General features: G+C 52.5%; 33 protein-coding genes and 1 pseudogene. All 34 read left to right on the plus strand.

Features of this window, described 5'->3' with window-relative positions:
- Positions 1-39: 39 nt before the first annotated feature.
- The 34 genes and pseudogenes from K6958_RS06250 to K6958_RS06400 all read left to right on the plus strand — a co-directional run bounded on the left by K6958_RS06250 (position 40) and on the right by K6958_RS06400 (position 22,280).
- Positions 40-1,208 (plus strand): IS3 family transposase gene (locus K6958_RS06250; protein ID WP_249891801.1). Its coding sequence is split into 2 segments (ribosomal slippage): positions 40-289 and positions 289-1,208, totalling 1,170 coding nucleotides; the frame shifts between segments, so codons are not numbered across the junction.
- 476 nt (positions 1,209-1,684) lie between these two features.
- Positions 1,685-2,119 carry a recombination protein NinB gene (locus K6958_RS06255; protein WP_249893850.1) on the plus strand — a complete coding sequence of 145 codons (435 nt, stop codon included), beginning with the start codon at positions 1,685-1,687 and terminating at the stop codon, positions 2,117-2,119.
- Entirely contained in the window at positions 2,116-2,397 is a 282-nt protein-coding gene (locus tag K6958_RS06260) for a hypothetical protein (RefSeq protein ID WP_249893851.1), read from the plus strand. The genes K6958_RS06255 and K6958_RS06260 overlap by 4 nt, the downstream gene beginning before the upstream one ends.
- Positions 2,394-2,609, plus strand: a complete 216-nt coding sequence (locus K6958_RS06265) for a phage NinH family protein (RefSeq protein ID WP_249893852.1) — start codon at positions 2,394-2,396, stop codon at positions 2,607-2,609. The genes K6958_RS06260 and K6958_RS06265 overlap by 4 nt, the downstream gene beginning before the upstream one ends.
- Positions 2,594-2,764 (plus strand): NinE family protein, encoded by a 171-nt coding sequence (locus K6958_RS06270; protein ID WP_249893853.1) that lies wholly within the window; start codon positions 2,594-2,596, stop codon positions 2,762-2,764. Before K6958_RS06265 ends, K6958_RS06270 begins: the two co-directional genes overlap by 16 nt.
- Positions 2,761-2,910, plus strand: coding sequence for a protein NinF (locus tag K6958_RS06275; protein WP_249893854.1), 150 nt, complete (start codon positions 2,761-2,763; stop codon positions 2,908-2,910). Before K6958_RS06270 ends, K6958_RS06275 begins: the two co-directional genes overlap by 4 nt.
- 215 nt (positions 2,911-3,125) lie before the next feature.
- Positions 3,126-3,734, plus strand: a complete 609-nt coding sequence (locus K6958_RS06280) for a recombination protein NinG (protein WP_249893855.1) — start codon at positions 3,126-3,128, stop codon at positions 3,732-3,734.
- Positions 3,731-3,868 (plus strand): YlcG family protein, encoded by a 138-nt coding sequence (locus K6958_RS21240; RefSeq protein ID WP_350355806.1) that lies wholly within the window; start codon positions 3,731-3,733, stop codon positions 3,866-3,868. The genes K6958_RS06280 and K6958_RS21240 overlap by 4 nt, the downstream gene beginning before the upstream one ends.
- Entirely contained in the window at positions 3,846-4,613 is a 768-nt protein-coding gene (locus tag K6958_RS06285) for an antitermination protein (RefSeq protein WP_249893856.1), read from the plus strand. Before K6958_RS21240 ends, K6958_RS06285 begins: the two co-directional genes overlap by 23 nt.
- A 434-nt stretch (positions 4,614-5,047) precedes the next feature.
- A complete protein-coding gene (locus K6958_RS06290; protein WP_245912280.1) occupies positions 5,048-5,410 on the plus strand; it encodes a phage holin, lambda family in 363 nt (120 codons plus the stop codon).
- Positions 5,394-6,026, plus strand: coding sequence for a glycoside hydrolase family 19 protein (locus K6958_RS06295; RefSeq protein ID WP_249893857.1), 633 nt, complete (start codon positions 5,394-5,396; stop codon positions 6,024-6,026). The genes K6958_RS06290 and K6958_RS06295 overlap by 17 nt, the downstream gene beginning before the upstream one ends.
- On the plus strand, positions 6,014-6,469 hold the full coding sequence (locus K6958_RS06300; protein ID WP_249893858.1) for a coiled-coil domain-containing protein: 456 nt from the start codon (positions 6,014-6,016) through the stop codon (positions 6,467-6,469). The genes K6958_RS06295 and K6958_RS06300 overlap by 13 nt, the downstream gene beginning before the upstream one ends.
- Positions 6,366-6,602 (plus strand): Rz1-like lysis system protein LysC, encoded by a 237-nt coding sequence (lysC, locus tag K6958_RS21295; protein WP_434085192.1) that lies wholly within the window; start codon positions 6,366-6,368, stop codon positions 6,600-6,602. The genes K6958_RS06300 and lysC overlap by 104 nt, the downstream gene beginning before the upstream one ends.
- 215 nt (positions 6,603-6,817) lie before the next feature.
- Complete coding sequence (locus tag K6958_RS06305; protein ID WP_249893859.1) at positions 6,818-7,339, plus strand: KilA-N domain-containing protein; 522 nt, start codon at positions 6,818-6,820, stop codon at positions 7,337-7,339.
- A 140-nt stretch (positions 7,340-7,479) separates the two neighbouring features.
- Positions 7,480-7,608, plus strand: a complete 129-nt coding sequence (locus K6958_RS21130; protein WP_255729652.1) for a hypothetical protein — start codon at positions 7,480-7,482, stop codon at positions 7,606-7,608.
- Between the two features lie 43 nt (positions 7,609-7,651).
- Positions 7,652-7,837 (plus strand): annotated as a pseudogene (locus K6958_RS06310) (hypothetical protein); the annotation flags it as partial.
- 96 nt (positions 7,838-7,933) lie between these two features.
- Positions 7,934-8,371, plus strand: a complete 438-nt coding sequence (locus K6958_RS06315; protein WP_249893861.1) for a terminase small subunit-like protein — start codon at positions 7,934-7,936, stop codon at positions 8,369-8,371.
- A complete protein-coding gene (locus K6958_RS06320; RefSeq protein ID WP_249893862.1) occupies positions 8,364-9,593 on the plus strand; it encodes a PBSX family phage terminase large subunit in 1,230 nt (409 codons plus the stop codon). The genes K6958_RS06315 and K6958_RS06320 overlap by 8 nt, the downstream gene beginning before the upstream one ends.
- 9 nt (positions 9,594-9,602) lie before the next feature.
- Positions 9,603-11,054 carry a DUF1073 domain-containing protein gene (locus K6958_RS06325; RefSeq protein ID WP_249893863.1) on the plus strand — a complete coding sequence of 484 codons (1,452 nt, stop codon included), beginning with the start codon at positions 9,603-9,605 and terminating at the stop codon, positions 11,052-11,054.
- A complete protein-coding gene (locus K6958_RS06330) occupies positions 11,002-11,991 on the plus strand; it encodes a phage minor head protein (protein ID WP_249893864.1) in 990 nt (329 codons plus the stop codon). Before K6958_RS06325 ends, K6958_RS06330 begins: the two co-directional genes overlap by 53 nt.
- Positions 11,992-12,033: 42 nt before the next feature.
- Positions 12,034-13,437, plus strand: coding sequence for a DUF2213 domain-containing protein (locus K6958_RS06335; protein WP_249893865.1), 1,404 nt, complete (start codon positions 12,034-12,036; stop codon positions 13,435-13,437).
- 3 nt (positions 13,438-13,440) lie between these two features.
- Entirely contained in the window at positions 13,441-13,872 is a 432-nt protein-coding gene (locus tag K6958_RS06340; RefSeq protein WP_249893866.1) for a hypothetical protein, read from the plus strand.
- Positions 13,873-13,883: 11 nt separating this feature from the next.
- Complete coding sequence (locus K6958_RS06345) at positions 13,884-14,951, plus strand: major capsid protein (RefSeq protein WP_249893867.1); 1,068 nt, start codon at positions 13,884-13,886, stop codon at positions 14,949-14,951.
- Between the two features lie 10 nt (positions 14,952-14,961).
- Positions 14,962-15,327 (plus strand): hypothetical protein, encoded by a 366-nt coding sequence (locus K6958_RS06350; protein WP_249893868.1) that lies wholly within the window; start codon positions 14,962-14,964, stop codon positions 15,325-15,327.
- A gap of 2 nt (positions 15,328-15,329) precedes the next feature.
- Entirely contained in the window at positions 15,330-15,707 is a 378-nt protein-coding gene (locus tag K6958_RS06355) for a DUF7370 family protein (protein ID WP_249893869.1), read from the plus strand.
- Between the two features lie 172 nt (positions 15,708-15,879).
- Positions 15,880-16,224 carry a hypothetical protein gene (locus tag K6958_RS06360; RefSeq protein WP_249893870.1) on the plus strand — a complete coding sequence of 115 codons (345 nt, stop codon included), beginning with the start codon at positions 15,880-15,882 and terminating at the stop codon, positions 16,222-16,224.
- Between the two features lies 1 nt (position 16,225).
- Positions 16,226-16,594, plus strand: coding sequence for an HK97 gp10 family phage protein (locus K6958_RS06365; RefSeq protein WP_249893871.1), 369 nt, complete (start codon positions 16,226-16,228; stop codon positions 16,592-16,594).
- Entirely contained in the window at positions 16,591-16,812 is a 222-nt protein-coding gene (locus K6958_RS06370) for a hypothetical protein (protein ID WP_249893872.1), read from the plus strand. Before K6958_RS06365 ends, K6958_RS06370 begins: the two co-directional genes overlap by 4 nt.
- Positions 16,809-17,192 carry a phage tail termination protein gene (locus tag K6958_RS06375; RefSeq protein WP_249893873.1) on the plus strand — a complete coding sequence of 128 codons (384 nt, stop codon included), beginning with the start codon at positions 16,809-16,811 and terminating at the stop codon, positions 17,190-17,192. Before K6958_RS06370 ends, K6958_RS06375 begins: the two co-directional genes overlap by 4 nt.
- A 103-nt stretch (positions 17,193-17,295) precedes the next feature.
- Positions 17,296-17,850, plus strand: coding sequence for an HNH endonuclease signature motif containing protein (locus K6958_RS06380; protein WP_249893874.1), 555 nt, complete (start codon positions 17,296-17,298; stop codon positions 17,848-17,850).
- Between the two features lie 70 nt (positions 17,851-17,920).
- Positions 17,921-18,664: an Ig-like domain-containing protein gene (locus K6958_RS06385; protein ID WP_249893875.1), complete on the plus strand. Its 744-nt coding sequence runs from the start codon at positions 17,921-17,923 to the stop codon at positions 18,662-18,664.
- Positions 18,665-18,716: 52 nt separating this feature from the next.
- The gene (locus K6958_RS06390; protein ID WP_249894607.1) at positions 18,717-19,391 is read left to right on the plus strand and encodes a DUF6246 family protein; all 675 of its coding nucleotides are present in this window, start codon (positions 18,717-18,719) and stop codon (positions 19,389-19,391) included.
- A gap of 88 nt (positions 19,392-19,479) precedes the next feature.
- Positions 19,480-19,860 carry an META domain-containing protein gene (locus K6958_RS06395; protein ID WP_249893876.1) on the plus strand — a complete coding sequence of 127 codons (381 nt, stop codon included), beginning with the start codon at positions 19,480-19,482 and terminating at the stop codon, positions 19,858-19,860.
- Between the two features lie 65 nt (positions 19,861-19,925).
- Positions 19,926-22,280 carry a coiled-coil domain-containing protein gene (locus K6958_RS06400; RefSeq protein ID WP_249893877.1) on the plus strand — a complete coding sequence of 785 codons (2,355 nt, stop codon included), beginning with the start codon at positions 19,926-19,928 and terminating at the stop codon, positions 22,278-22,280.

Below are 22,280 nucleotides of genomic sequence, written 5' to 3' on the forward strand. Positions count from 1 at the left end.
GAGGTGATATGCTCACCTCAGAACATTACAGGTGCCTCAATGAAAAAAAGAAATTTCAGCGCAGAGTTTAAACGCGAATCCGCTCAACTGGTCCTTGATCAGAACTACACCGTTGCAGCTGCGGCCAGTGCTATGGATGTGGGTCTTTCTACCATGACGCGATGGGTAAAGCAGTTGCGGGATGAACGACAGGGCAAAATACCTAAAGCTTCCCCTGTAACCCCGGAACAGATTGAAATACGTGAGCTGAAGAAAAAGCTACAACGCATTGAAATGGAAAACGACATATTAAAAAAGGCTACCGCGCTCTTGATGTCAGACTCCCTGAACAGTTCTCGTTAATCGGGAAACTCAGAGCGCAGTATCCTGTGGTCACACTTTGCCACGTGTTCGGGGTTCATCGCAGCAGCTACAAATACTGGGAAAAAAGCCCCGAAAAGCCAGACGGCAGGCGAGCTGTGTTACGCAGTCAGGTTCTGGAGCTGCATAACATCAGCCATGGTTCTGCTGGCGCAAGAAGTATCGCGATTATGGCAACCCTGAGAGGCTTCAAAATGGGACGCTGGCTTGCCGGAAGGCTCATGAAAGAACTGGGTCTGGTGAGTTGTCAGCAGCCTACCCACCGATATAAACGTGGTGGTCCTGAACACATCGTTATCCCGAATCGCCTTGAGCGACAGTTCGCAGTGACAGAACCGAATCAGGTGTGGTGCGGCGATGTGACGTATATCTGGACAGGCAAGCGTTGGGCTTACCTTGCTGTTGTTCTCGATCTGTTCGCAAGGAAACCGGTAGGTTGGGCAATGTCATTCTCACCGGACAGCAAGCTGACCATCAAAGCGCTGGAAATGGCGTGGGAAGCTCGCGGTAAACCAGCCGGAGTGATGTTCCACAGTGACCAGGGTAGCCACTATACAAGCAGGCAGTTCCGGCAACTACTGTGGCGTTGCCGGATCAGGCAAAGTATGAGCCGACGTGGAAACTGTTGGGACAACAGCCCGATGGAACGCTTCTTCCGGAGTCTGAAAAACGAGTGGGTGCCAGTGACAGGTTATATAAACTTTAGCGAAGCTGCTCATGCGATCACAGACTATATCGTCGGGTATTACAGCTCGCTAAGGCCGCATGATTATAACGGTGGGTTGCCCCCAAACGAATCGGAAAAGCGATACTGGAAAAACTCTAAATCGGTGGCCAGTTTTAGTTGACCACTACACTGCCAGCTTGAGCAGCAAGAGAGTGATGGCTGGATTGAGTGGGGAGGTGGGGAAATGCCAGTCTCTCCTGAAAGTGTCGTAGATGTTAGGTGGCGCGCCGGAGGAAAGATGACGGTTGAAGCAGGCGGCAGATCTTGGGCTCATGATGGAAGGTTTTCCGACATCATCGCCTATCGGGTGATTGAGAATGATGGGAGGGAAGGATGAGTGATTTCTTCAATGAACACGTGATGCGATATCACTGGGAGGCCCTCAAGCGTCGTCACGCTGAGTGGCTGTCCCGAGCTAAACAGGAGGCCTCATGACAACCCAAACCAACGGCGATGAGCTGGAGCAGCGCCGCAACTGGAGAGCATTTCTATCTTGGTGGTGCGCCCCTGAGCAGCAGGAGCTGAGATATTCATGCGCTCAAGGGTGGGGATGGAAGATTTGGCAGGCGGCGACCAGCAGCAAACAGGAGCAGAGCGATGGAGAAACAGACATATCTCATCAGAGATAACCGAATACGCCAGAGCTGCATAGAAGCCATCCAGAACCTCCCCACCAATACCGATCGCCCCCTACAGATAATCATCCAGGAAGACACCCGCAGCCTTGCGCAAAATCGCATGCTTTGGGCCTGCCTGCGTGACGTATCGCAGCAGGTGGTGTGGTACGGGAAGAAACTCGACTCCGACAGCTGGAAGAACATATTCAGCGCCAGCCTGAAGGGGCAGGAGACGGTGCCGGGCATCAATGGCGGCTTCGTGGTGCTGGGCCAGTCAACAAGCAAAATGCGCGTCAGTGAGATGCGTGACCTTATCGAATTAATCCACGCCTTCGGCATCGAGCATAACGTCAGATTCAGTGATGAATCAGCACGCGCTCGGGAGTGGGCGAACAGATCTGGGAGTGCAGCATGAGCAATATCAGAGAAGAAATCCACAACGTACTGGCAGACGGCTATTGGTATTCATCGAAAGAGATTCTCGACACTGTTTGCCACAAGACCGGTGCCACTCGCGTCCAGGTTAACTCAGCCCTTCATACCATGTCCGGCAGCGGTGAAATCATCAAAGAGCGGGAAGAGACAGGCCATCGCCACTGTCGCTTTCGCATCGGGAAAGAGAAGTTCGCATTCGGTATCAGCGCCAGCATCTCACTGTTTGACAGCCTTCTGAAATCAGTGAGGACAGCATGAACGCAACAATCGAGACCATCCCTGAATTACTGGTGAAGACGCGCGGAAATATGACCGGGCTGGCGCAGCAACTTAAATCTAACCGAGCAACCATCCGCAAATACGCTCGCGACTTCAACGCAACTCATCATGCCATTGTGAACGGCGTTTTGATGACTTTTCGCGGACAGTTGGGCGCCCATAAGAGGGAAGGGAAATGCGACAAAGAGTGAGCATCACACAGAAAGCGATAGATAACCTCAAGTTCCGCGTCACCCACCGTAAGCCCCGCAAGAAATCAATCCCAACCGCCAGCCAGATAGCCACGTTTGATTACGTAGGCGGCCTGTTGCGCGCTAAATGGGACCGGATGAGGACGGCACGATGAGCGAACCAACAGAACAAATCTGCGCTGACTGTGGAATCCCGCTGTCACCAGACGAGACCTTTGTCTGCTCTGACTGCTGTGCTTTCTACACGATATTCAGAGACCCTAACGGATATATGGCTGGAGACGATGATGAGGAAGCATAGATTGCTGGTAATAGGACCGCTGCCAGAGATCGCCAGAGCAGCACTATCTAACGCCGCGGAACTAGTTAGTATCGCAGAGGTGAACAGGAATCCATTTGAGCATTCACCAACAGCCGACCTGGGGGTGAAATCGCTTGAAGCATGGCAGCAAAGACTGAAACGCGGGGCGGGCTTTGCATCCGCACGCAGGAAGGCGAAAAAGAACAGGAGACGACATGGTTAAAGGCAAAGCGCCGAAGCCGAAGAAGTGCCGTATCTGCCCTGAGAAGTTTATCCCCCGCAGCACCACCCAGACAGTTTGCTCCCCTAAATGTGCCATCCAGCTCGCTAACCAGTTATCCGAACGCAACAGAAAGCGCCAGGAGAAGCTACAGCGCGATGAATTACGCATACGCAGGGAAAAGCTCAAAACAAAATCTGACTGGTCTAAAGAGGCTCAAATTGCCGTTAATCGGTATATCTTCTGGCGCGACTATGGGAGGCCATGCATAGCCTGTGGAAGACCGCTTAACTACGGCGTTCGGGGCGGGGCAGTAGATGCAAGTCACTACCGGTCACGCGGCTCGGCATCACATCTTCGGTACAACGTTTTCAATATCCACGCGGGCTGTGTTCGCTGCAACCGCGAGCTGTCCGGGAACCTCATCCCGTTCCGAATAAACCTCATCGGGAAGATTGGCGCCGATCGCGTCGAAAAACTCGAACACGACAACACACCGCGCAAATTCGATATCGACTACCTGAAGCGAATGAAGGCCATCTTCACGCGCCGGGCTCGTCATTACGAAAAGCTGCGTAAACGTCAGATGGAGTGTGCAGCATGACCGAATACCTCAAAGACAAATGGCTGAAGTTGCGGCTGTTCAAAACAAGTCGGATGTTCGAGTGCAATTACCGAATCCTGCGAAACACAGCGAAGATTATGGGGGCCAAGCATGAGCTTAGAAGCAACGGTTAAATATCATTTCCCGAAGACAGCAAGCTTTGCCGGAATGCCGCCTGCAACAGCTTCTGATTCACTTTCCGGTACTGACTACATGGCTGCTATGGGAATGACACAAAGCCGCGCTCCGTTAGGCTACGCAGCTTTCATGGGGAAGGTTGGGGTAAGTGAGAACGACGCCGCACGCGCCGTTACTCTGTTAACTGAATATGCGTTGAGTACCTGCGATAAGGTTGCCGCCTTACGCAAGCTTAGAAGTGATATTAAGCCAGCCGTTATGCAAACGCTCGCAACTTATGCCTACATGGATTATTGCCGCAGCGCCGCCAGCGTCAAGCCGTGTGACTGCTGTCAGGCTAAAGGATTCATCGAGGCGGATGTGTTTACGATGAAATCCCCACTATCTGGCGGTTATGCCAGAAACGTCAAAGAGACTGTGCGCGTGCTGTGCAAGCAGTGTGGCGGGAAAGGCGTTGTTTCAACGGCGTGTCGCGATTGCAATGGCCGTGGACGTGCAGTGATGAAAGCGGAGACTGAAAAGCAGGGCGTGCCGGTAATGGGTGACTGCAAGAGGTGCGGCGGGCGTGGGTTTGAACGCATTCCGTCTACTGAAGCGCACAATGCCGCCTGTGAAATTACCGACGTAATCAGCATCGACACATGGAAGAAGAGTTGCAAGCCGTTCTATGACCAGTTAATTGGCAAGCTGGAAATAGAGGAGTCATGGGCCAACTCGGCATTAAACAAAGTAACTTCATAGCGCAATAGGGAATAGCCCATTAATTTATCGTTGGCTATTTACTTTTCCCGAAGTTGGGGGTATGATTCCTAACAGTTGAAGTTGCGCCCGGTTGTTAAGGGCGAACCAAGAAGCCCGAGGTTAACGCCTTGGGCTTTTTTGTTTCTGCGCAACAGGCAAGGGCATTTATGCAGCTGCGACAAAGTGCGGCGCACCGGCCGGTGCTAAGTGCTCTTTCCGTTGTGGTGAATACTGGCTTCTGTTGACCACATCATCGGGAATAAGCACCCGACACCACAACCTAATTCCAACTTACAAAGACCAGCCAAAGAGCTGGTTTTTTCGTTTTTGCGCACGACGAATCCCTTACCACACTCCTCGTGATCCTTGTCGTCGATGCGCATTTTATTCCTTTCAACAATGACACACAGCCACCCCGAAGGCGGGAGGTGGAGATGAAACGTATGCCCGAAAAAGATCCTGGGTTCTGGGCAAGCCTTATAGCCTGGCTCTATGCCCACAGAAACGAATCCGGTTATGCAGGCCTTGCGGGCGTAATGGCTCTCCTCCGCGCGACATATCTCGGTAAAGAGCCGTGGCCTCGTCGTCTTCTCGATGCGGCGATGTGCAGCTTCTTTGCTTTCTTCCTTCAGCCAACGCTGCAGGTGATTGGCTCTGTATTTAACTGGAACTTCAGTGAAGACACGACTCGCGTTGCTGCTGTTTTCCTTGGCTTCCTTGGTGTGGATTACATCTCGTCGAAAATCCGGCGCCAGATTGATAAACGATTTGGAGACAGTGATGTTAACAGCCAGTGAGTTTCAAAGAGCTGCCGGCGTCAGTGATGTTCTGCGCGATGCCTGGTACACAAACATTGCAATGGCGATGAGCAAATACGGCATTAACACGCCGCTGCGTCAGGCTCATTTCATTGCACAGACCGGCCATGAATCTTCTGGCTTCCGCAAGGTGGAAGAGGGACTGAACTATAGCGAAAGCGCTTTGCTTTCCATGTTCAGTAAGCGCATTACCCCGGCACAGGCCAAGAAGTACGGACGCAACGAGCTTCACGCTGCCGACCAGAAGATGATCGCGAGCATCATTTACGCGAACCGGAACGGCAATGGCGATATCGAATCAGGTGACGGCTATCGCTATCGCGGGCGTGGACTGATTCAGATTACCGGTAAGGCTAACTATGCCGCTCTGGTAGAACAGCTCGGTGCTGACGTGGTTGGCAACCCTGACCTGTTGACCGGATACAAGCTGGCTGCCGAATCGGCTGCGGCATGGTGGAAGAATCACGGATTAAATGAACTTGCTGATTCTGATGATGTTACCCGCATCACCAGAATCATTAACGGTGGCACTAACGGTTTAGATGACAGGAAATCCCGCCTCACAAAGGCTAAGGGGATTCTATGCTCAACGTAATCAGCTTCATCCGAAATTACTCACACATCATCATTATCGGCCTCGTCTGCATTGCGTTGTGGGGATTGAATGCCCGCAATGGCCAGCTGATGGCAACTAACGACAGGCTGGAAAAGCTGGCAAACAGTAAAGACGAACAAATAAACGACCTGCGATCGAAAAATGATGACCTGGCATCCAGCGTTGATGCTCTGGTCACTGCAGTAAATCAGCAAAACGCCGTCATGTCTCAGGTCACTGAGCAACGGGCTTTAACAGCACAGCAAAACAGGAAGCTCCAGAATGAAATCAAGCGCTATCTGGCGGCGGACAAGTGCGCTGTCGCTCCTGTTGACAGCAATGCTGTTGACCGGCTGCGCGAAGCAGCAAAGTCCGCAAGTGGAGTACAGGGCGATAAAAAGTCCGCAAATCAGCCTGCCGGCGGAGCTTACCAGCCCCATTGATGTTCCGTCGGTGCCCGATAGCCTTACATTTGGCGAAAGCGTTGAGCTGAATGCAGAACTGTATGGCGTGATTGGTCAGTGCAACATTGACCGGGCAGCTATACGGAAAATCGACACCTCCAGATCGCAGTGACAAACCCCAAGAAGATTCACCTTCAGTAACAGAGCGACATCAGCCTCGCATAACGCGGGGCTTTTTTATGCCCGCAATAAACCGCGCCATGCCCGGCGCATTTAACAACACAGAGCCTTTCAGGAATCAGCTTCGGAGATAACCGTTATAAGCGGCGGCTTCTCTGTGGGCGGTTATCTGGGCAACGAGGCTTATTCACTAAAAGGTAAGACGCAATGAATATTGTCCCATTGAACTACAAAGGTGAAGCTATTCGATTCAATACCGAAGGCTGGGTCAACGTAACAGGTGTCGCTGAGCGATTTGGTAAGCGTATCGATAACTGGATGCGCCTGGCTGAAACGCTGGAATACATCCGTGCATTAGATGAAGCATTAACTGGTGCAGATTCGCAAATTTTACATCCCTCACAATCGAGGTATGTAAAAACAAGCAAGGCAAGAAAGGATCGGGGCGGCGGAACATGGCTTCATCCGAAGCTTTCTGTGGCTTTTGCTCGTTGGTGTGATGCTCGCTTTGCGGTCTGGTGCGACCTGCACATTGATAGCCTGCTTCGTGGCGAACTGACTGAGCAACAGAAGTTTGAGCAAGCTTGCCGTATTCGCGATGACCGGAAATCCAAAGCCAGTAACGGGGCAAGAGAGATGGCTCGCTGGCGATGGGATAAGCCAGCCATTGAGGCTAATGTGGAATTCTGGCGTGAGCAGCTTCAGTTGACGCTGGATATTGCCAGTTAATGGGCGGCGCAAAACTGCGTTATCGAAAATATCAATGAGTTATTGAGAGCCTATTTCACAACGGCTCTTTGTCCGCTGCTGGACGTGCGCCTGAACTACCTCCTACACTTTGTAACGTGTCTCATAAAAAAGGAGGATTCATGTCTGAGCGTCCGGTCGAAGGAGATCACCCTGACTATGACCCTAAACCAGTCTCGCCTAATCCAGATGAAAAAGGTGAAGGTAAAGACGATCCACATAAAGCACCTGAGTCAGGAGATAAATTCTGAATCATGCTAAGCCGCCTCCGGGCGGTTTTTTATTGGAGTAAACATGGCTGACACCTACCGCATTACAGTAACCACTAAGTCAGGCGAAACGCATGAAGGCCTGATGAACCGTTCGCAGCCGGAAATGGTTAATGGCTTCATCGGCGTTGCTCGTGAAGATGGCGCCTGGGTATATCTGGCACCTGATGACGTGCTGAAGATGGAGTATGTGCCGGAGCCGCTTAAAGAGGTCGAGCCAGAGCCCAAGCCAGAGACTGAAACCGAACAATCAGCGCCGGCCGATGAAACAGATTCGGCTGAAGAGACAACAGAGTAAGGAATAGTTATGGCGACCAATTCTAACGCTGGCCGCCCTTCTGATTATCTACCAGAGGTGGCTGCTGACATCTGTTCACTGCTTGCCGATGGTGAAAGCCTGCGCAAGGTATGTGAGCGCCCAGGCATGCCGAACAAGTCTACGGTCTTTCGTTGGCTTGCTCAGCATGAAGAATTTCGCGACCAATACGCGAAAGCCACAGAGACGCGCGCCGACGCAATCTTCGAAGAGATGTTCGACATAGCCGATAACGTTGCCGAAGAGGCCGCGGCGGTAGGTAAGGCCCGTCTGCGCATCGATACTCGCAAGTGGGCTTTGGCTCGCATGAACCCGAAGAAGTACGGCGACAAAGTCAGTCAGGAAATCGACCACAAATCATCTGATGGCAGCATGACGCCAAAGCCAACCACTATCCAGCTTCTACCTGTAGAGCCAAAGCATGAGTGAATCTGTCCAGCTTCCGATTCCTGCCAAACTCGCTCCGTTGTTCACTGCTACCAATAAGCGTTATCGCTGCTCACATGGCGGGCGTGGTAGCGCCAAGACGCGCACATTCGCACTGATGACTGCCGTAAAGGCATATCAGGCCATGATGAATGGTGAAAGCGGCGTAGTGCTTTGCGCTCGTGAGTTCATGAACTCGCTTGAAGAGTCGAGCATGCAGGAAGTGAAGCAGGCAATCATGTCTGTACCATGGCTGGCCGCCAATTTTGATATCGGTGAGAAATATATCCGCACCATTGATAAAAGCGTCAGCTACGTATTCTGCGGCCTGCGCCATAACCTCGACAGCATTAAGTCGAAAGCACGCATTCTTCTGTGCTGGGTCGATGAGGCCGAATCAGTCAGTGAAACAGCGTGGCAGAAGCTCAGCCCTACGGTTCGTGAAGAAGGCTCAGAGATTTGGGTGACATGGAACCCTGAAAGAGATGGCAGCGCCACTGACAAGCGGTTCCGCAAAGAGGCTGGTGACGACTGCATCACTGTCGAAATGAACTACACGGATAATCCATGGTTCCCCGATGTGCTGGAAGGTGAACGACAGAACGACCAGCGGCGTCTTGACCCGGCTACCTATGCATGGGTATGGGAAGGGGCTTATCTTGAAAACTCCGATAAGCAGGTTCTGGCCGGCAAATATCGTGTCGCTGAATTCTCGGATGAACTGTGGAAAGAGGCTGAGCGCTTATTCTTCGGTGCTGACTTTGGCTTCGCTAAAGACCCGAACACGCTTATCCGCGATTTCATCATCGGCAATACGCTTTATATCGAATACGAGGCATACGGTGAGGGTGTTGAACTCGATCATATGCCAGCGTTCTACGACAAAATCCCCGGCAGCCGCGAGTGGCCTATCAAGGCTGACTCTGCGCGACCAGAAACAATCAGCTATTTGCGTAGGCAAGGATTCAATATCTCAGCCGCAAGCAAATGGCAGGGCAGCGTAGAGGACGGTATAAGCCACCTGCGCGGTTTTGATGAAATAGTTATCCATCCCCGCTGTAAAAATGTCGCCAGAGAAGCCCGGCTGTGGTCATACAAAACCGACCGCATCACTGGAGAGGTTCTGCCGAAACTGGCAGATGGTGATGAGCACACATGGGATGCGATCCGCTACAGCCTTGACGGACACATCAAGCGCAAATCCTCCGGCGCCATCTTCTTTTAAGGAGCAACAGTGAGTGAAAACAATAGCGAGGTTTCATTCCTCGTGAACGCCCTTGCTGATGCGATAGGGCGGCAGCGCATGCTGTATGCCGGACAGCCTGGCAACACGAAGCGGACGAAACTTTGGGATGAGTTCGGCTACCCGGATAATCTCGAATTCGACCGTTACTACCGGGCTTATGAGCGAAACGCCGTGGCACATGCTGCGGTGCATAAGCTTCTGGATTCCTGCTGGGCTGACCGTCCAACCATCATCGATGGCGATGAGAATCAGGAGGCGGACGAAACAAACCAGTGGGAAGCTTCAGTAACCAAGCTACTAAATCGCCACTGGCCGAAGCTGAAAGATGCTGACCGTCGAAATCTGGTTGGCCGATATTCAGCGCTGCTGATTCAGTTTCGTGATGGCTGTCCATGGTGGGAGCCAGTTGATCGCAATGTCGTGGGGCGCCTGAAAGATAAGGCAATCGTGCGATTCATCCCTGCCTGGGAAGCGCAGGTTAAACCTGGCAATTTCGATACTGACACGCAATCTGAGACCTACGGCCAGCCAGTGAAGTACAACTTCAACGAGCAACCAATTGGCGACGACGGGACATATGGGTCGGTGCGCAGCGTTGAGGTTCACCCTGAGCGCATCATCATTCTTAGCGAAGGCTCTGAAGACGAGAATATGCTCGCTGGCATTCCTCTGCTTCGCGCAGGCTACAACAAGCTGCTCGACCTTGAGAAGGTTTCCGGCGGTAGCGCTGAGGGCTTCCTGAAGAACGCCAGCCGTCAGCTGGGCATCGCTTTCGATAAGGAAACTGACCTCCAGACATTGATGAGTCAGGCCAAAGACGCCGGATTTAAAGATTTGGGTGATGCGCTGAACGATAAAATCAGGCGCATGAATAGCGGCACTGACTCCGCTCTGGTTATGCAGGCTGGACAAGCCTCTGTGCTTTCGGTGGCTCCAGCTGACCCCTCGCCAACCTGGACTGTTACAGCTAACGAATTCGCTGCCTCAATCCAGATTCCATTTACCATCTTGTTCGGTCAGCAGACCGGGCGCCTGGCATCTGATGAGGATAAGGCTGACTGGGCTAAGCGATGTAACGGACGCCGGTTCGGGTTTATGACCTCATTCGTGAAAGCCGTAATTGAGCGAATGTGGACTGTCGGCGTCATTGATGCACCTTCATCCGGAGGGGTTACGCTGGCATGGTCTGACCTTCTGGCTCCGAGCGAGAAAGATAAGATTGCCAACATGCAGGCGCTTGCTGACGTGGCTCAGAAAACGCAACAGGCATACGGCACGCCAGCCATCGAGCCTAACGAGATTCGTGCAGCAGGTGAGCTTGAGCCATTCAAGACTGAAGAACCTCCTAACCCGGATAATAAAACAACCAATAAGGACCCGCTGACAGATGATAAAGACAGCGAAGGTTCGAATCGGAACCCCGATAATTCCACGCAATAAAGCCGACCCCGCGCAATCCTCCCGACCGGTTAACCGGATGTTCCGCGACATAGAAAGCCGCTACTACCAGATTAAGGTGGATTTGCGGCACCTATTCGACGAGCAGCTTATTGGCCGGGAGGTTGAGGCTAACAGCCAGTCAGGCTACGCGGTGCATGGTCAGGTGTTCTATCAGGTTAACATTGGCCGGTATATCTACGACCTCTCTGCTCGCGCATTGTCCCGGCTGCTTGAGTCGGTGCAAGGCATTCTCGACAGGCATCTGCTTGACGGTGGTGAGCAAAACCTGTGGGCCATGACATACATCACTGACGAGTATGAGCGCGGCACGCAGCAGGCTTTCACAAATCTGTCGGTACAGTCGGTCATATACGAGCAGCAAACCTCTCTGGCGCAGCTTCTGACTTCTCCGGGATACCTGAACCAGATAGCAGCAACGCAGGTCTCCACGTACAGCGAGTGGCGCTCAGTAAGCGATAAGGCGCGCGGTGACCTGGCTAACGTCATCACTGACGCGGTGGCTCGCGGTATCAACCCACGCGAAACAGCCCGCATCGTCAGCGAACGTCTCGATGTTTCCATGTCATCGGCCAAGAATATTGCGCAGACGGAGCAGGTTGGCGCTTTGAGGCAGGCTCAGCGGCAGGAGACGGAGTGGTCACGCGACCGACTGGGATTAAACACTGCGATGCTTCATCTGTCAGCCCTCAAACCAACATCCCGTACATGGCATGTTGCCCGGCATGGAAAGGTATATACGCCGGAAGAGGTTGAGGAGTGGTATTCGCGAGACGGTAACCGGTGGCGGTGCTATTGCAGTCAGATACCTGTAATTCTCGATGATGACGGAAAGGTGGTTAATCCCGGCCTGATTGAGCGGCTTGCACAAGAGCGCCAGCAGTGGGCAGGCACAGAACAAAAGAGAGGTCGCAAATAGCGGCCTTTTTTATTGCCCGTAATTTAACAAAGAGGAAGCAACGTGAAACTTTCGAGTATTCATGTAAAGAGCCTCGCCATCAACGCTGCCAACATTTCAACAGAGACCATCGACGGTGACGAGCATATCGTTATCCGTGGCGTCGTGCCGGTCGTGGATGACGTTGTGATGAATGGCGGCCTGTATCCGGCGGCGGAGATTAACAAGTCGTACCAGACGCTCGAAGGTAACCAGATGCCGCTCGGGCATCCGAAAATTGGTGGTGAGTACGTCAGCGCCAGCAACCCGCGAGCAGTAAATAAATTCCACATCGGCGCATGGGCCGAGAATGTCCGCAAAGACGGCGATCGCGTCGTCATGGACATGAAAATCAACAAGCGTTACGCAGAAGGCACGGAGAAGGGTAAGCGCGTTCTGACCCGCATTGAAGAGATGCAGGCTAACTCAGGCGCAGAGCCTATCCATGTTTCTACCGGCCTGCTGCTGAGTCGTGAGCAGAACAAAGGCAAGTCGAAAGGCAAGAGTTACTCATGGGTAGCGCGGAACATGCGCTTTGACCATGTTGCCATTCTGCTGGACGAGCCAGGCGCCGCAACGCCAGATGAAGGCGTGGGGATTTTCGTTAATGCGGATAACTCCACTGAAGAGGTTGAGACCGCGACCGTAGACCTGACATCGGCAGCCAACTGCACGCAGGAAGGCCTGCTGAACAAAACGAAGTTCTTCTTCACCAACGCCTCAAATTTCTCATTCGACGACATTCAGCGCGCTATCGGCGAAAAGCTGCGTGAGGGTCGCTCTGATGACAACTGGCTGTGTCCTGAATCGGTCTGGCCGGACACCTTCGTTTACCGGGATGACTCCCGCTATTTCAAACAGAAGTACCTCATCGACGATGACGGCGCAGCCCAATTCGTCGGCGAACCCGTAGAAGTCGTGCGCAAACAACCTGAGTACGAAATTAAAACCAACGGAGAAGAGAATCCGATGAAAGACCTGATTATCAATGCGCTGAAAGCCGCTGGTAAGCCGACTGAAGGTAAGTCAGATGCCGAGCTGATGGACGCTTACAACCAGATGGCCGCCGAAAAGGCAGTTGGCAAAGAAGAGACGCCGGAAGAAAAGGCCGCTCGCGAGAAGAAAGAGGCTGAAGAAAAGGCGGCCAAAGAGAAAGCCAATAACCACGAAGAAATGCCTGCGTGGGCGAAGCTGCTGACCGAGCAGGTTTCTGCCCTGAACAGTCAGTTCAACGCTAACGCCGACAAAGAGAAGACCGAGAAGCGCACCGCTGTTAAGGCGAAATTCGGCCTCGATGAAGCGGCAGTAAACGCCCTTGACGGCGCCGCACTGGATGGCCTCTACGCACAATGCCAGACCTCTATCGGCCTGAATGGCTCATTCCGCCAGGCTAACTCTAATCAACCCATCAGCGAAATGCCGGAGTAAAAAATGGCTAAAGACGGAAAGCACGTAATTCACGCCGGTGGCGTATTCCCGAACCCTCTCCTGAACCGCGAAGGTGCTGCGGCCGCTGCAACTGCTCCGGGCGCCGTCGGTTTCTTTGATGCAGGCAAGTTCACCGCATCTGTAGACGGAGCTGAGGACGCAGTTCTGTATGTCGCCAACTACGACTACCTGCGCTGCCTGTCGGTGGATGATGACATCCCGGCCGGTGAGATGGTTGTGGGTATTCATCCGCTGCCGGGCATGTTCCTGAACGTCCGCGCCGCTGCCGGTACCTATACCAAAGGGCAGCCACTATCCATTGCAAACGGCCGCGTTAAAGCTGCGGCAGAGGGCGAGGCAGTTCGCTGCTACGTCGAAGAAGACAAATCATACACGGCAGCTGCAGGTGACCTGCTGCGCGTAGTTATTAAGTAAGGAGCGCCTGAATGTTTGTATTTTCTAAATCTCTCGGCGAAAAGACCGGGAACCTTGAGGTAAATCAGGCTCAGTTTGCTGAGCTGCAGGCAGCGCGTCAGGAAGGCGCACAAGCTGCGGCAGACTTCCTCGGTCGCGTGCGTGGTATTCGTGAGGATTCGGGTCGCCTGGATGCAACTAACGCTGTTGACGATATCCGCCGCCTGTACCGCGCTTTCGATACCACCGTCCTTGCGCAGTTTGAATCGACCACTCAGTTCACCCTGTTGAATGACCTGATGCCGCTGTCTCGCTCAGTGCGCATCGAGCAATCTCGCTATGACTATGCACGTACCGGCGGGCGCGGTTGGGCTCACACTTCAATGAGCGGGCAGATTGGTGCAGCGCTGGATGCGAAGTCTTATACCTTCGACGGCACCATGGTTCCTATCCACGATTCCGGCTTCAAATTCACCTGGCGCGACCCGATTTTCAACAGCCCGTCAGCGCTCCAGTCACAGGCCGATGCGCAGCGTGGCTCTGTAGAAGACGTGCAGCGTCAGTATGTTGACTACATGTTCAATGGCTTCCGTGACTCTGAAGGTAACTACGTTCAGTTCGACGGCCTGACCTGGAAAGGCCTGAAAGCTGACGAGCGTGTTGCTCAGGTAACTCTGACCTTTAACTTTGCGACCAGCACCGACCCGGTAGCGCTGCGCACTAACGCAATTGCGCTGCGTGACGTTGTTCGTGTAACCAACAGCCAGTACGCACCGCAGACGTGGTACGTCTCTGCAGAAATCATGTCGAACCTCGAGCGTTATTTCGACGTGAACGCGACCCGCACCGTGCTGGAAGAGTTGCTGAAGCTGTCCGGCATTGACGCCATCAAAGAAGATGCGCAGCTGTCAGGTAACGAAATTCTGATTGTGCCACTGACTGCAGGTGTTATCGCTCCTATCGTTGGACAGGCCATTGGCACCGTCGCAGACCCGCGCCCGTTCTACAACAGCGATTACGTCTGGCGCACATGGGGTGCGATGGGCCTGATGGTTAAGCAGGACATCAACAACAAATACTCCGTAATCCACGCCTCTTAAGGAGCGAACAATGGCACTTGTGAAAATCCTGAGCAGTAACCTTTTCGCCGGTGCCGGTTTCCAGAAACTGGAGGCCGGTAAAGTCTATGACGTTGATAAGGACATCGCCGATAAGTGGATTAGGTCAGGCCGGGCGGAGTCCACTAAAGAGAAAGGCGAGGCGCTTCAGTTTGAGGTGGCTACGCCTTCTTCTGGCAGCCAGAGTGATACCTCAGAGCTTCAGGCCCAGCTTGATAGTGCGCTAACGCAGGTTAAGCAACTGCAGAGCGAAACAGAAGCGAAAGAAAAAGAGCATGCGGACGCACTGGCGGCAGAGAAGAAACGCGCTGACGATGCAGAAGCGGCTCTGGCAGCGGCAACCAAAAAGGATAAGTAACCATGGCAGCCCAAATCACGCTGGAAGACGTAAAACCGCTGATGGCTGAGCTGGGCTTCACGGTTCCTGATGCTGTGCTGCAGTTGCTCATTGACCAGGTTAGTGCTGCTTCTGCCTGTATGGACGGGGCGGGCTACTCCGAAAGCCTGCAAAAACTTTTGCTCATCTATGCAGCCGCGCGATTAGCGGCCCTGTCCGGCGCACGTAAAATCTCATCTCAGTCTGCACCGTCTGGCGCGTCGCGGTCGTTCACTTACGACAGCGCCGGCACGGACTATCTCTATAGGCAGATTCTGGCATGGGATACCAACGGTTGTCTGGGTGGGGTGCCGATCGCAGGTAATTCAGTCGGCTTCTTCGATGTTATTGGGGGGTGCTGATGGCATGGGTAAGTGTCGACAACAGGCTGCCAAAGCCATTCGCTCGCGTCTGGATAAAAACCTCTGACAGCCGGCAGGCCACCGGATATGTTAACAGCGGCGGCAAGTGGGTGATTCACTGCCCGCGTATCGCTGCTGCAAACCCGTCTGTAATCGCCTGGAGGGAATAGCTATGTCATCAGTAGCTTCTTGGTCATACACTGCCAAGGCGACAATCTGGCGAAGCCTAGGGCAGGATGAGTATGGCGATACGTCATTCGCCCCGCCTGAAGTCATTATGTGCGACTACGGAAGCACAGCAACAGCCCGGCTCGGCGCTATCGGCATCGAGATGAACATCAAAAACACGCACTGGACTGAGTACTCAGAGGCGAAAAAGGGCGATTACATTCTGATTGGCGAGTCCGCCGAGGTTGACCCTATTGCTGCCGGCGCTGATGAAGTGATGCAGGTTATCCGCTATGCCGATACGTTCGAGCGCATTGCAGATGACTATGCAATTTTGACGGGAGCGTGATATGGGCGTGAAGATTAAAGGTGTCCGCCAGGCTCAACAGAACCTTAACGCGCTAATTGGTGATATTCAGGGGCGCAAGGCTGCCAGAGCTATTCAGAGTGCGCTAATTATCGGCTCATCTCAGGCTTCTCTGTACACGCCCATTGATACCAACACACTGATTAACAGCCAGTTTCGCGAGTTGAACGCTAACGGAACCAGACTGACCGGCCGCGTTGGTTATTCAGCTAACTACGCCGCATACGTCCACGACCCCAACATCCCGCAAAACTTCAGGAGGTCTACTGCTCAGAAAGAGTTCCTGACTAAGGGCTTTGAAGATACACGGGATGTTATCGATCGCACCATCAAAAAGGAGATGGAGCTATGACACGTCATAACTTTCATTATGTTGGAGATGGGCTTGGTCGTCGCCGGGTCTTAGTGAATGGCAACGAGATAAAGCAAGTGGTCTGGGCTGATATCACACGTGGCGTACTACTTTACCATCCATCGCCGCTTCGCCGGCATAAAAACAGCCGGGATGAAATCTATTCGCGCCGCCTGCGAGGCAGCATTGAAGTGATAATGATGGAGGATTCACCGTGACGCCTCAGATGCATGTACGCGTGCGCGAGTTGTTTGGTGCTGCGGGCCTCTGCGATAACTCTGTAGTGCAAATGCTGGTCTGGCGCGATACGAGCAATAAGGCCGATCGGTTCATCGTGTTCCGCCCCAACGGAGGCTCTGCGATTCGTAATGACCTTGGCTCTGAATACTACGTCATGGTCGATGTAATCAGCCCGGTCGATAACTTTCGCGCCACTGAAGAAGCGGTTAGCGACATCATCGATTACGTCCAGAAATTCCCCACGCCTAACGATTGCATCGGGCACATCGAGAATATTGGCGGAATCCCTGCTCCGGTACTCACAACAGAAGGTCGCCTTGTCTGGCGCCTGCAGTTCGCTGTTTTGTATGGGGAATAATAGGTATAATGGTTGGGCGCGGCTAGACCGGCCAGTCGAAAGCGGAGAACACAGACTCTGTTGCCGCGCACCCATCATCTGTGAAACCTACTGTGGGGTTTAAATGGAAATCGATAGAAATAAAGAACTGCCTATCCCATTTCTGCGCGAGTGCCTAGATTACAATCCAGAGACTGGCATTCTTACATGGAAAAAAAGGCCTGAAAGCCACTTCCTGCATTCATCGAGGGCGGATGGCGGTTTTAATAAAAAATTCGCTGGAAAAGTAGCCGGAAATGTAATGGGAAGAGGTTATATCTGGATAACTTTATGCGGGCAGTCTCATTTCGCTCATCGCCTAGCGTGGGCCATTCATTATGGCAAATACCCGGATGGGATAATTGATCATGATAACGGAGATCGTACTGATAACCGAATATTAAACCTGGTCGAATCTACCAACGAGAAGAACTCGCGTAACCAAAAAATGCGAAGAACTAACACCAGTGGTCATATGGGTGTGTGTTTGCGCAAGGATACTGGAAAGTATCGTAGCTTTATACAAGAAGGCGGGAAACGCATCTGGATTGGCAACTACGATACATTCGAAGAAGCGGTAGCTGCCCGGGTGGCCGCAGAGAAGAAGTACGGATACCACGAAAATCACGGTCGAAATTAGGCCAAAAATCACCAGCGAAGGCTGCCTAAGGGCGGCCTTTTTTATTGCCTAAAAAAGAGGAATATCACTTATGGCTATCTGCCAGACGGATAACACAAAGCTATTTGGCCGCGCCATTGTCTTGGAAGTGGCAGATGGCTGTGCTGATGCAGTTCCGCAGGAATCAGAATGGAAAGCGCTGGCCGCCGGGACTTCCAAAACTTTCGATATGAGCCCAAACTCGGTTACCTCAGATGCGGACGACACTAAGGGCTATGTGGAAAGTATCGTAACCAACGCGGACCTGACCATTTCATTCGAGGGTGAAGTGCGCCAAAACGACAGGCTGGACCAGTACGGTGTGTTTCGCCTGCTCAAGTACTTTAATACTGAAATTCAGGCTGCACGCCAGCCAACCATTTGGGTCCGCATGGAGTTTGGCGCCGTTACCTTGCAGGGTTACATGGTTATCAACGCCTTCAGTATTGATGGTGGTAGTAATGACATTGTCACCTTTAGTACTGAGTTTAAAGTGGCTGACGCCAGTACTTTCCAGATTGAAGATACTGACGAAACCGTATCTGCTACTGGTGTAACGGTGACTCCGGCGACTACCTCACTTGCTGTCGGTGCAACACGACAGTTAACAGGCTCGGTTAATCCTTCTGACGCGACGGATAAGTCCGGCACATGGACAACTTCTGATGCGACCAAAGCAACGGTGAACTCTACCGGTCTGGTAACCGGCGTGGAAGCCGGAAGTGCAACGATTACCTTCAAATCCAATGACGGCAATTTTACCGGCACTTGCGCGGTTACCGTGACCGCTCCGTAACCATTCCAAAGGGCGGTTACGGCTGCCCTTGATAATGATTACGGAGAGCATGATGACCCCGGTAAAAGAGATTGGCGAATGCCTGATTACAGTGGGCGATGACGATTATTTCTTTCGCCCCTCGTTTCTGAATATGACACGCATAGGCGACCCGCAGGAGATTGTGCAGGCATTCTATTATCTGCATAACGATGAGGTCACACCGCTACTGCAAAAGGCGCTGATGACGTATGGAGTAGTCCCTGAATGGCTCCTTCGCTACATGGGGCGACCACAATTCGCCAAGCAGGCGGTTTACGCTGCAATGAACGTCATGCAGGCCTGTTGCGATCGGGATGTTTCTGCGCTGACAGGTGAACTGGTGCCGGGTAAAAGCGGCAAGTGGGGCATGGTGTATCGCAAAGGTGCTATCCCGATGCAAAACATCGTGCTGATTGCTCAGTCGCTGATTACCCACGGCATTATCGGCAAGGCTAAAGTACGCCAGCTACAGCGCCACGAGACAGGCAAGGCAACGACCGAATTTAATGCTTTCGAGTACATTAATGCCGCTCGCAACCACTTCGGAATGAGTCGTCAGGAAGCTGAGCAGCTTAGCATGACGGAGTTTACCCTTCTCCTTGCGAGCAAGTATCCGAATGAAAAAGGATTTACCAGAGAAGAGTATGACGCAGTGGCGGATGAGTACATGGCTAAGAAGGCGAAAAGGCTCAAAAGGGCCGCGTGAATTCTCAGGGTGATGGTTTCTTGCTTCACATTGCATAAGATTCCCTTTAGGATAAATCCGAATATTTTTTGCTTTTAGGGATAGGGAATTGAAAAAGATAATTTTAGTCGCTGCTTTATCGGTAATTATGGCTGGATGCGCCTCTTCTGGTAACCGTTCTCTTGAAAAAGAAACGCAGGTGAGTGTTCAGAGCAAGATTCAGAATGGCGTTACCTCTAAGGCTCAGGTCAGGCAAACCTTCGGTGACCCAACTGGCGTCAGTTTCACGGATGGCGGCAATGAAATCTGGACCTACGCACTGGCCAAGGTAAAGGTTGACGGGAAAACGTTTATTCCTTTTTATGGTCTTTTTCATAATGGATCCAAGACTAATTTGAAGCAGCTTGTAATCCTGTTTAAAAATGACGTCGTTGAGAAATACACGCTGTCAGAATCGAACACTGATACAAAATCAGGATGGGCTGATTAGCCTAATAATTAACATCAAACACAACCTCGCCCCGGCGGGGTTTTTTTATGTCCGGAGAAAGCTGAATGGCGGGTCAAGAGAATGTAGGCAGCATCGTCTATGAAGTGGATATGGAGCTTGCGCCCCTCATTCAGGGCAGCCAATCTGCAAACAGGGCGATAGGCCAGTTGGAAGGCGTAGCTGATCGCGCCGGTAAAACATTTAAAGGGCTGGATACGCAGCTCACATCTACAGCAAAAGCCGTTAACGACGCATCCAACTCATCCGGGCGATTCAAAACAAGCTTCCAGCAAGCGGGTTATCAAATTCAGGACTTTATTGTCCAGGTGCAGGGCGGGCAGTCCGCTCTTGTTGCTTTCAGTCAACAGGGTTCACAATTAGCCGGAGCATTTGGCCCGGGCGGCGCTGTTCTTGGTGCTGTCATTGCTCTGGGCTCCGTTCTGGCTGGCGTACTCATGACGGCGCTAGGTAGCAGCAGCAATAAGATGAAAGAGCTGCAGGAGGCGGCAGAAGAGCTTAACAAAGTCGTTGTCATTAACAGCCAGGGCGTTGCTGCACTGTCAAACGACTACGCCCGACTTGCTGCCACTAATGCCGCGCTGGCAACGCAATTACGTGATGCGGCCGTAGCTAAATACGCCGCTGAAGTAGAAAACGCAAGGAAGGCGATCTCTAACATTGCAGAAGAACAGACTTCATGGTGGCGCAGCTTTTCCGGCGGCGTGGCCAGCGTGACCGCCGCAGGCAATGCTCTCGATACGCTGAATATCAAAACCGATAATTTCAGGGACGCAATCAGCCAGGCTGAAGGCGCTGGCACGGCTTTTCGGTCAAGCACTCAAACGTTGCTTTCAACCGTCGATATGATGGCGAGTAAGTTTGATATTTCTGAGCAGTCGGCATTTACCCTCGTTAAGCAACTCAACGACCTCGCAAAGAATCCAACGCCTGACAATGTAACTCGCATTTCTCAGTCCCTTGCTTCAATGAAAAGCACTACTGATGAAGGTCGCCTGGCATTAGCAAACTTCCGTGATGAGCTGGCTAAAGCTGGCGCTTCTGCTGCCCAAGCCGAGCAGGCGGTAAAAGACCTTGAAGCCAGCATTGGCAGGATGCGAACAGAGGCGCAAGCCGCAAACTTTGACTCCCTCACCAAAGGCCTTAATCAGCAACTGATTGCTCTCAAACAAGGGAAGCAGGCAGCTGTAGAGTATGCGATCGCTCAACAAGACCTGACAGATGAGCAGAAAAAAGAAGCTGTGGCTTTAAGTCGCCAGGTTGCCGCAGCTGAGGCAGATGCTGAAGCGAAAAGGAAAGCAGAGCAAGCCGCAAATCGGATGGCCAAATCGGAAGATGGTGTAGCTCAGAAGCTGGAAAATCTGAGGCAGAAGGCTGAACTTTCAGGGCAATCTACCGGTGAACTTTCTCGCCAGCAGGCAATTCTTCAGGCGCAACAAAGCCTTGGTAATAAAGCCACTCAGGAACAGATAAACCTGGCCGGCCAGTACGCCGCAAAAATATGGGACCAGAATAACGCACTCAAAGAGCAGGCGCAGATTAAGCAGGGGCAAAAATTTGCTCAGCAGGAAATTACAGGAGCGAAAACACAGATTGACCCTGCAACAGGGCAGGCCGTAGACCCGTTAGCGAAGGTAAATCAGGAAGAGCAGCAAAAACTTGCAGCACTTGCCCAGTACCAGGCGCTTGATACACAAAACACGCAGCTATACGAAGACGCCAAAACAGCCATTCAACAGCAGGCCAGTAATGAGCGTATTCGCATAGCTCAGGAAGAGGCTGATAACAGCGCTCAGGCAATGAGTATGCTACTTGGAGCCACATCCAGTTCCTTTGATTCTCTCGCTCAGGTAATAGGTGAAGGGGCTGGAAAATCAAGCGCTGCTTATAAGGCCATGTTCGTAACAGCTAAAGCGTTTGCTGTGGCTCAGGGGCTGCTTAACCTGCAAACAGCCATTGGTAATGCTTTAGCCCTGCCATGGCCAGCTAACATCCCGGCTGTAGCAGCAGCCGCTGCCGCGGGTGGTCAGGTTATTAGCGCAATTGGCGGTATTAGCTATGGTGGCGGGAGGAAGAACGGCGGTCCAGTATCTGCAGGCGGCCTCTATCAGGTTGGAGAGAGCGGATTACCGGAAATCTATCAGGCCAGCAATGGGCGTCAGTACATGATCCCCGGCGATAACGGTTCGGTAATCAGCAATAAGGACTTGCAGGGAGGTGCATCTGGGGGCGGTGTGGTTATCAACATCCAGAACTACACAAACTCAACCGTGGATGCGCAGGCAAACGACACCGGAAACGGCATTACCGTTGATGTGATTGTCGCAGACCTTAATCAGGGAGGCCCGATTAGCCAGGCCATTTCCAGCAACCATCAGGCGCCACGTAAGGCGAGAGGATAA

The organism is Mixta hanseatica, assembly GCF_023517775.1.
GTDB lineage: Bacteria > Pseudomonadota > Gammaproteobacteria > Enterobacterales > Enterobacteriaceae > Mixta > Mixta hanseatica.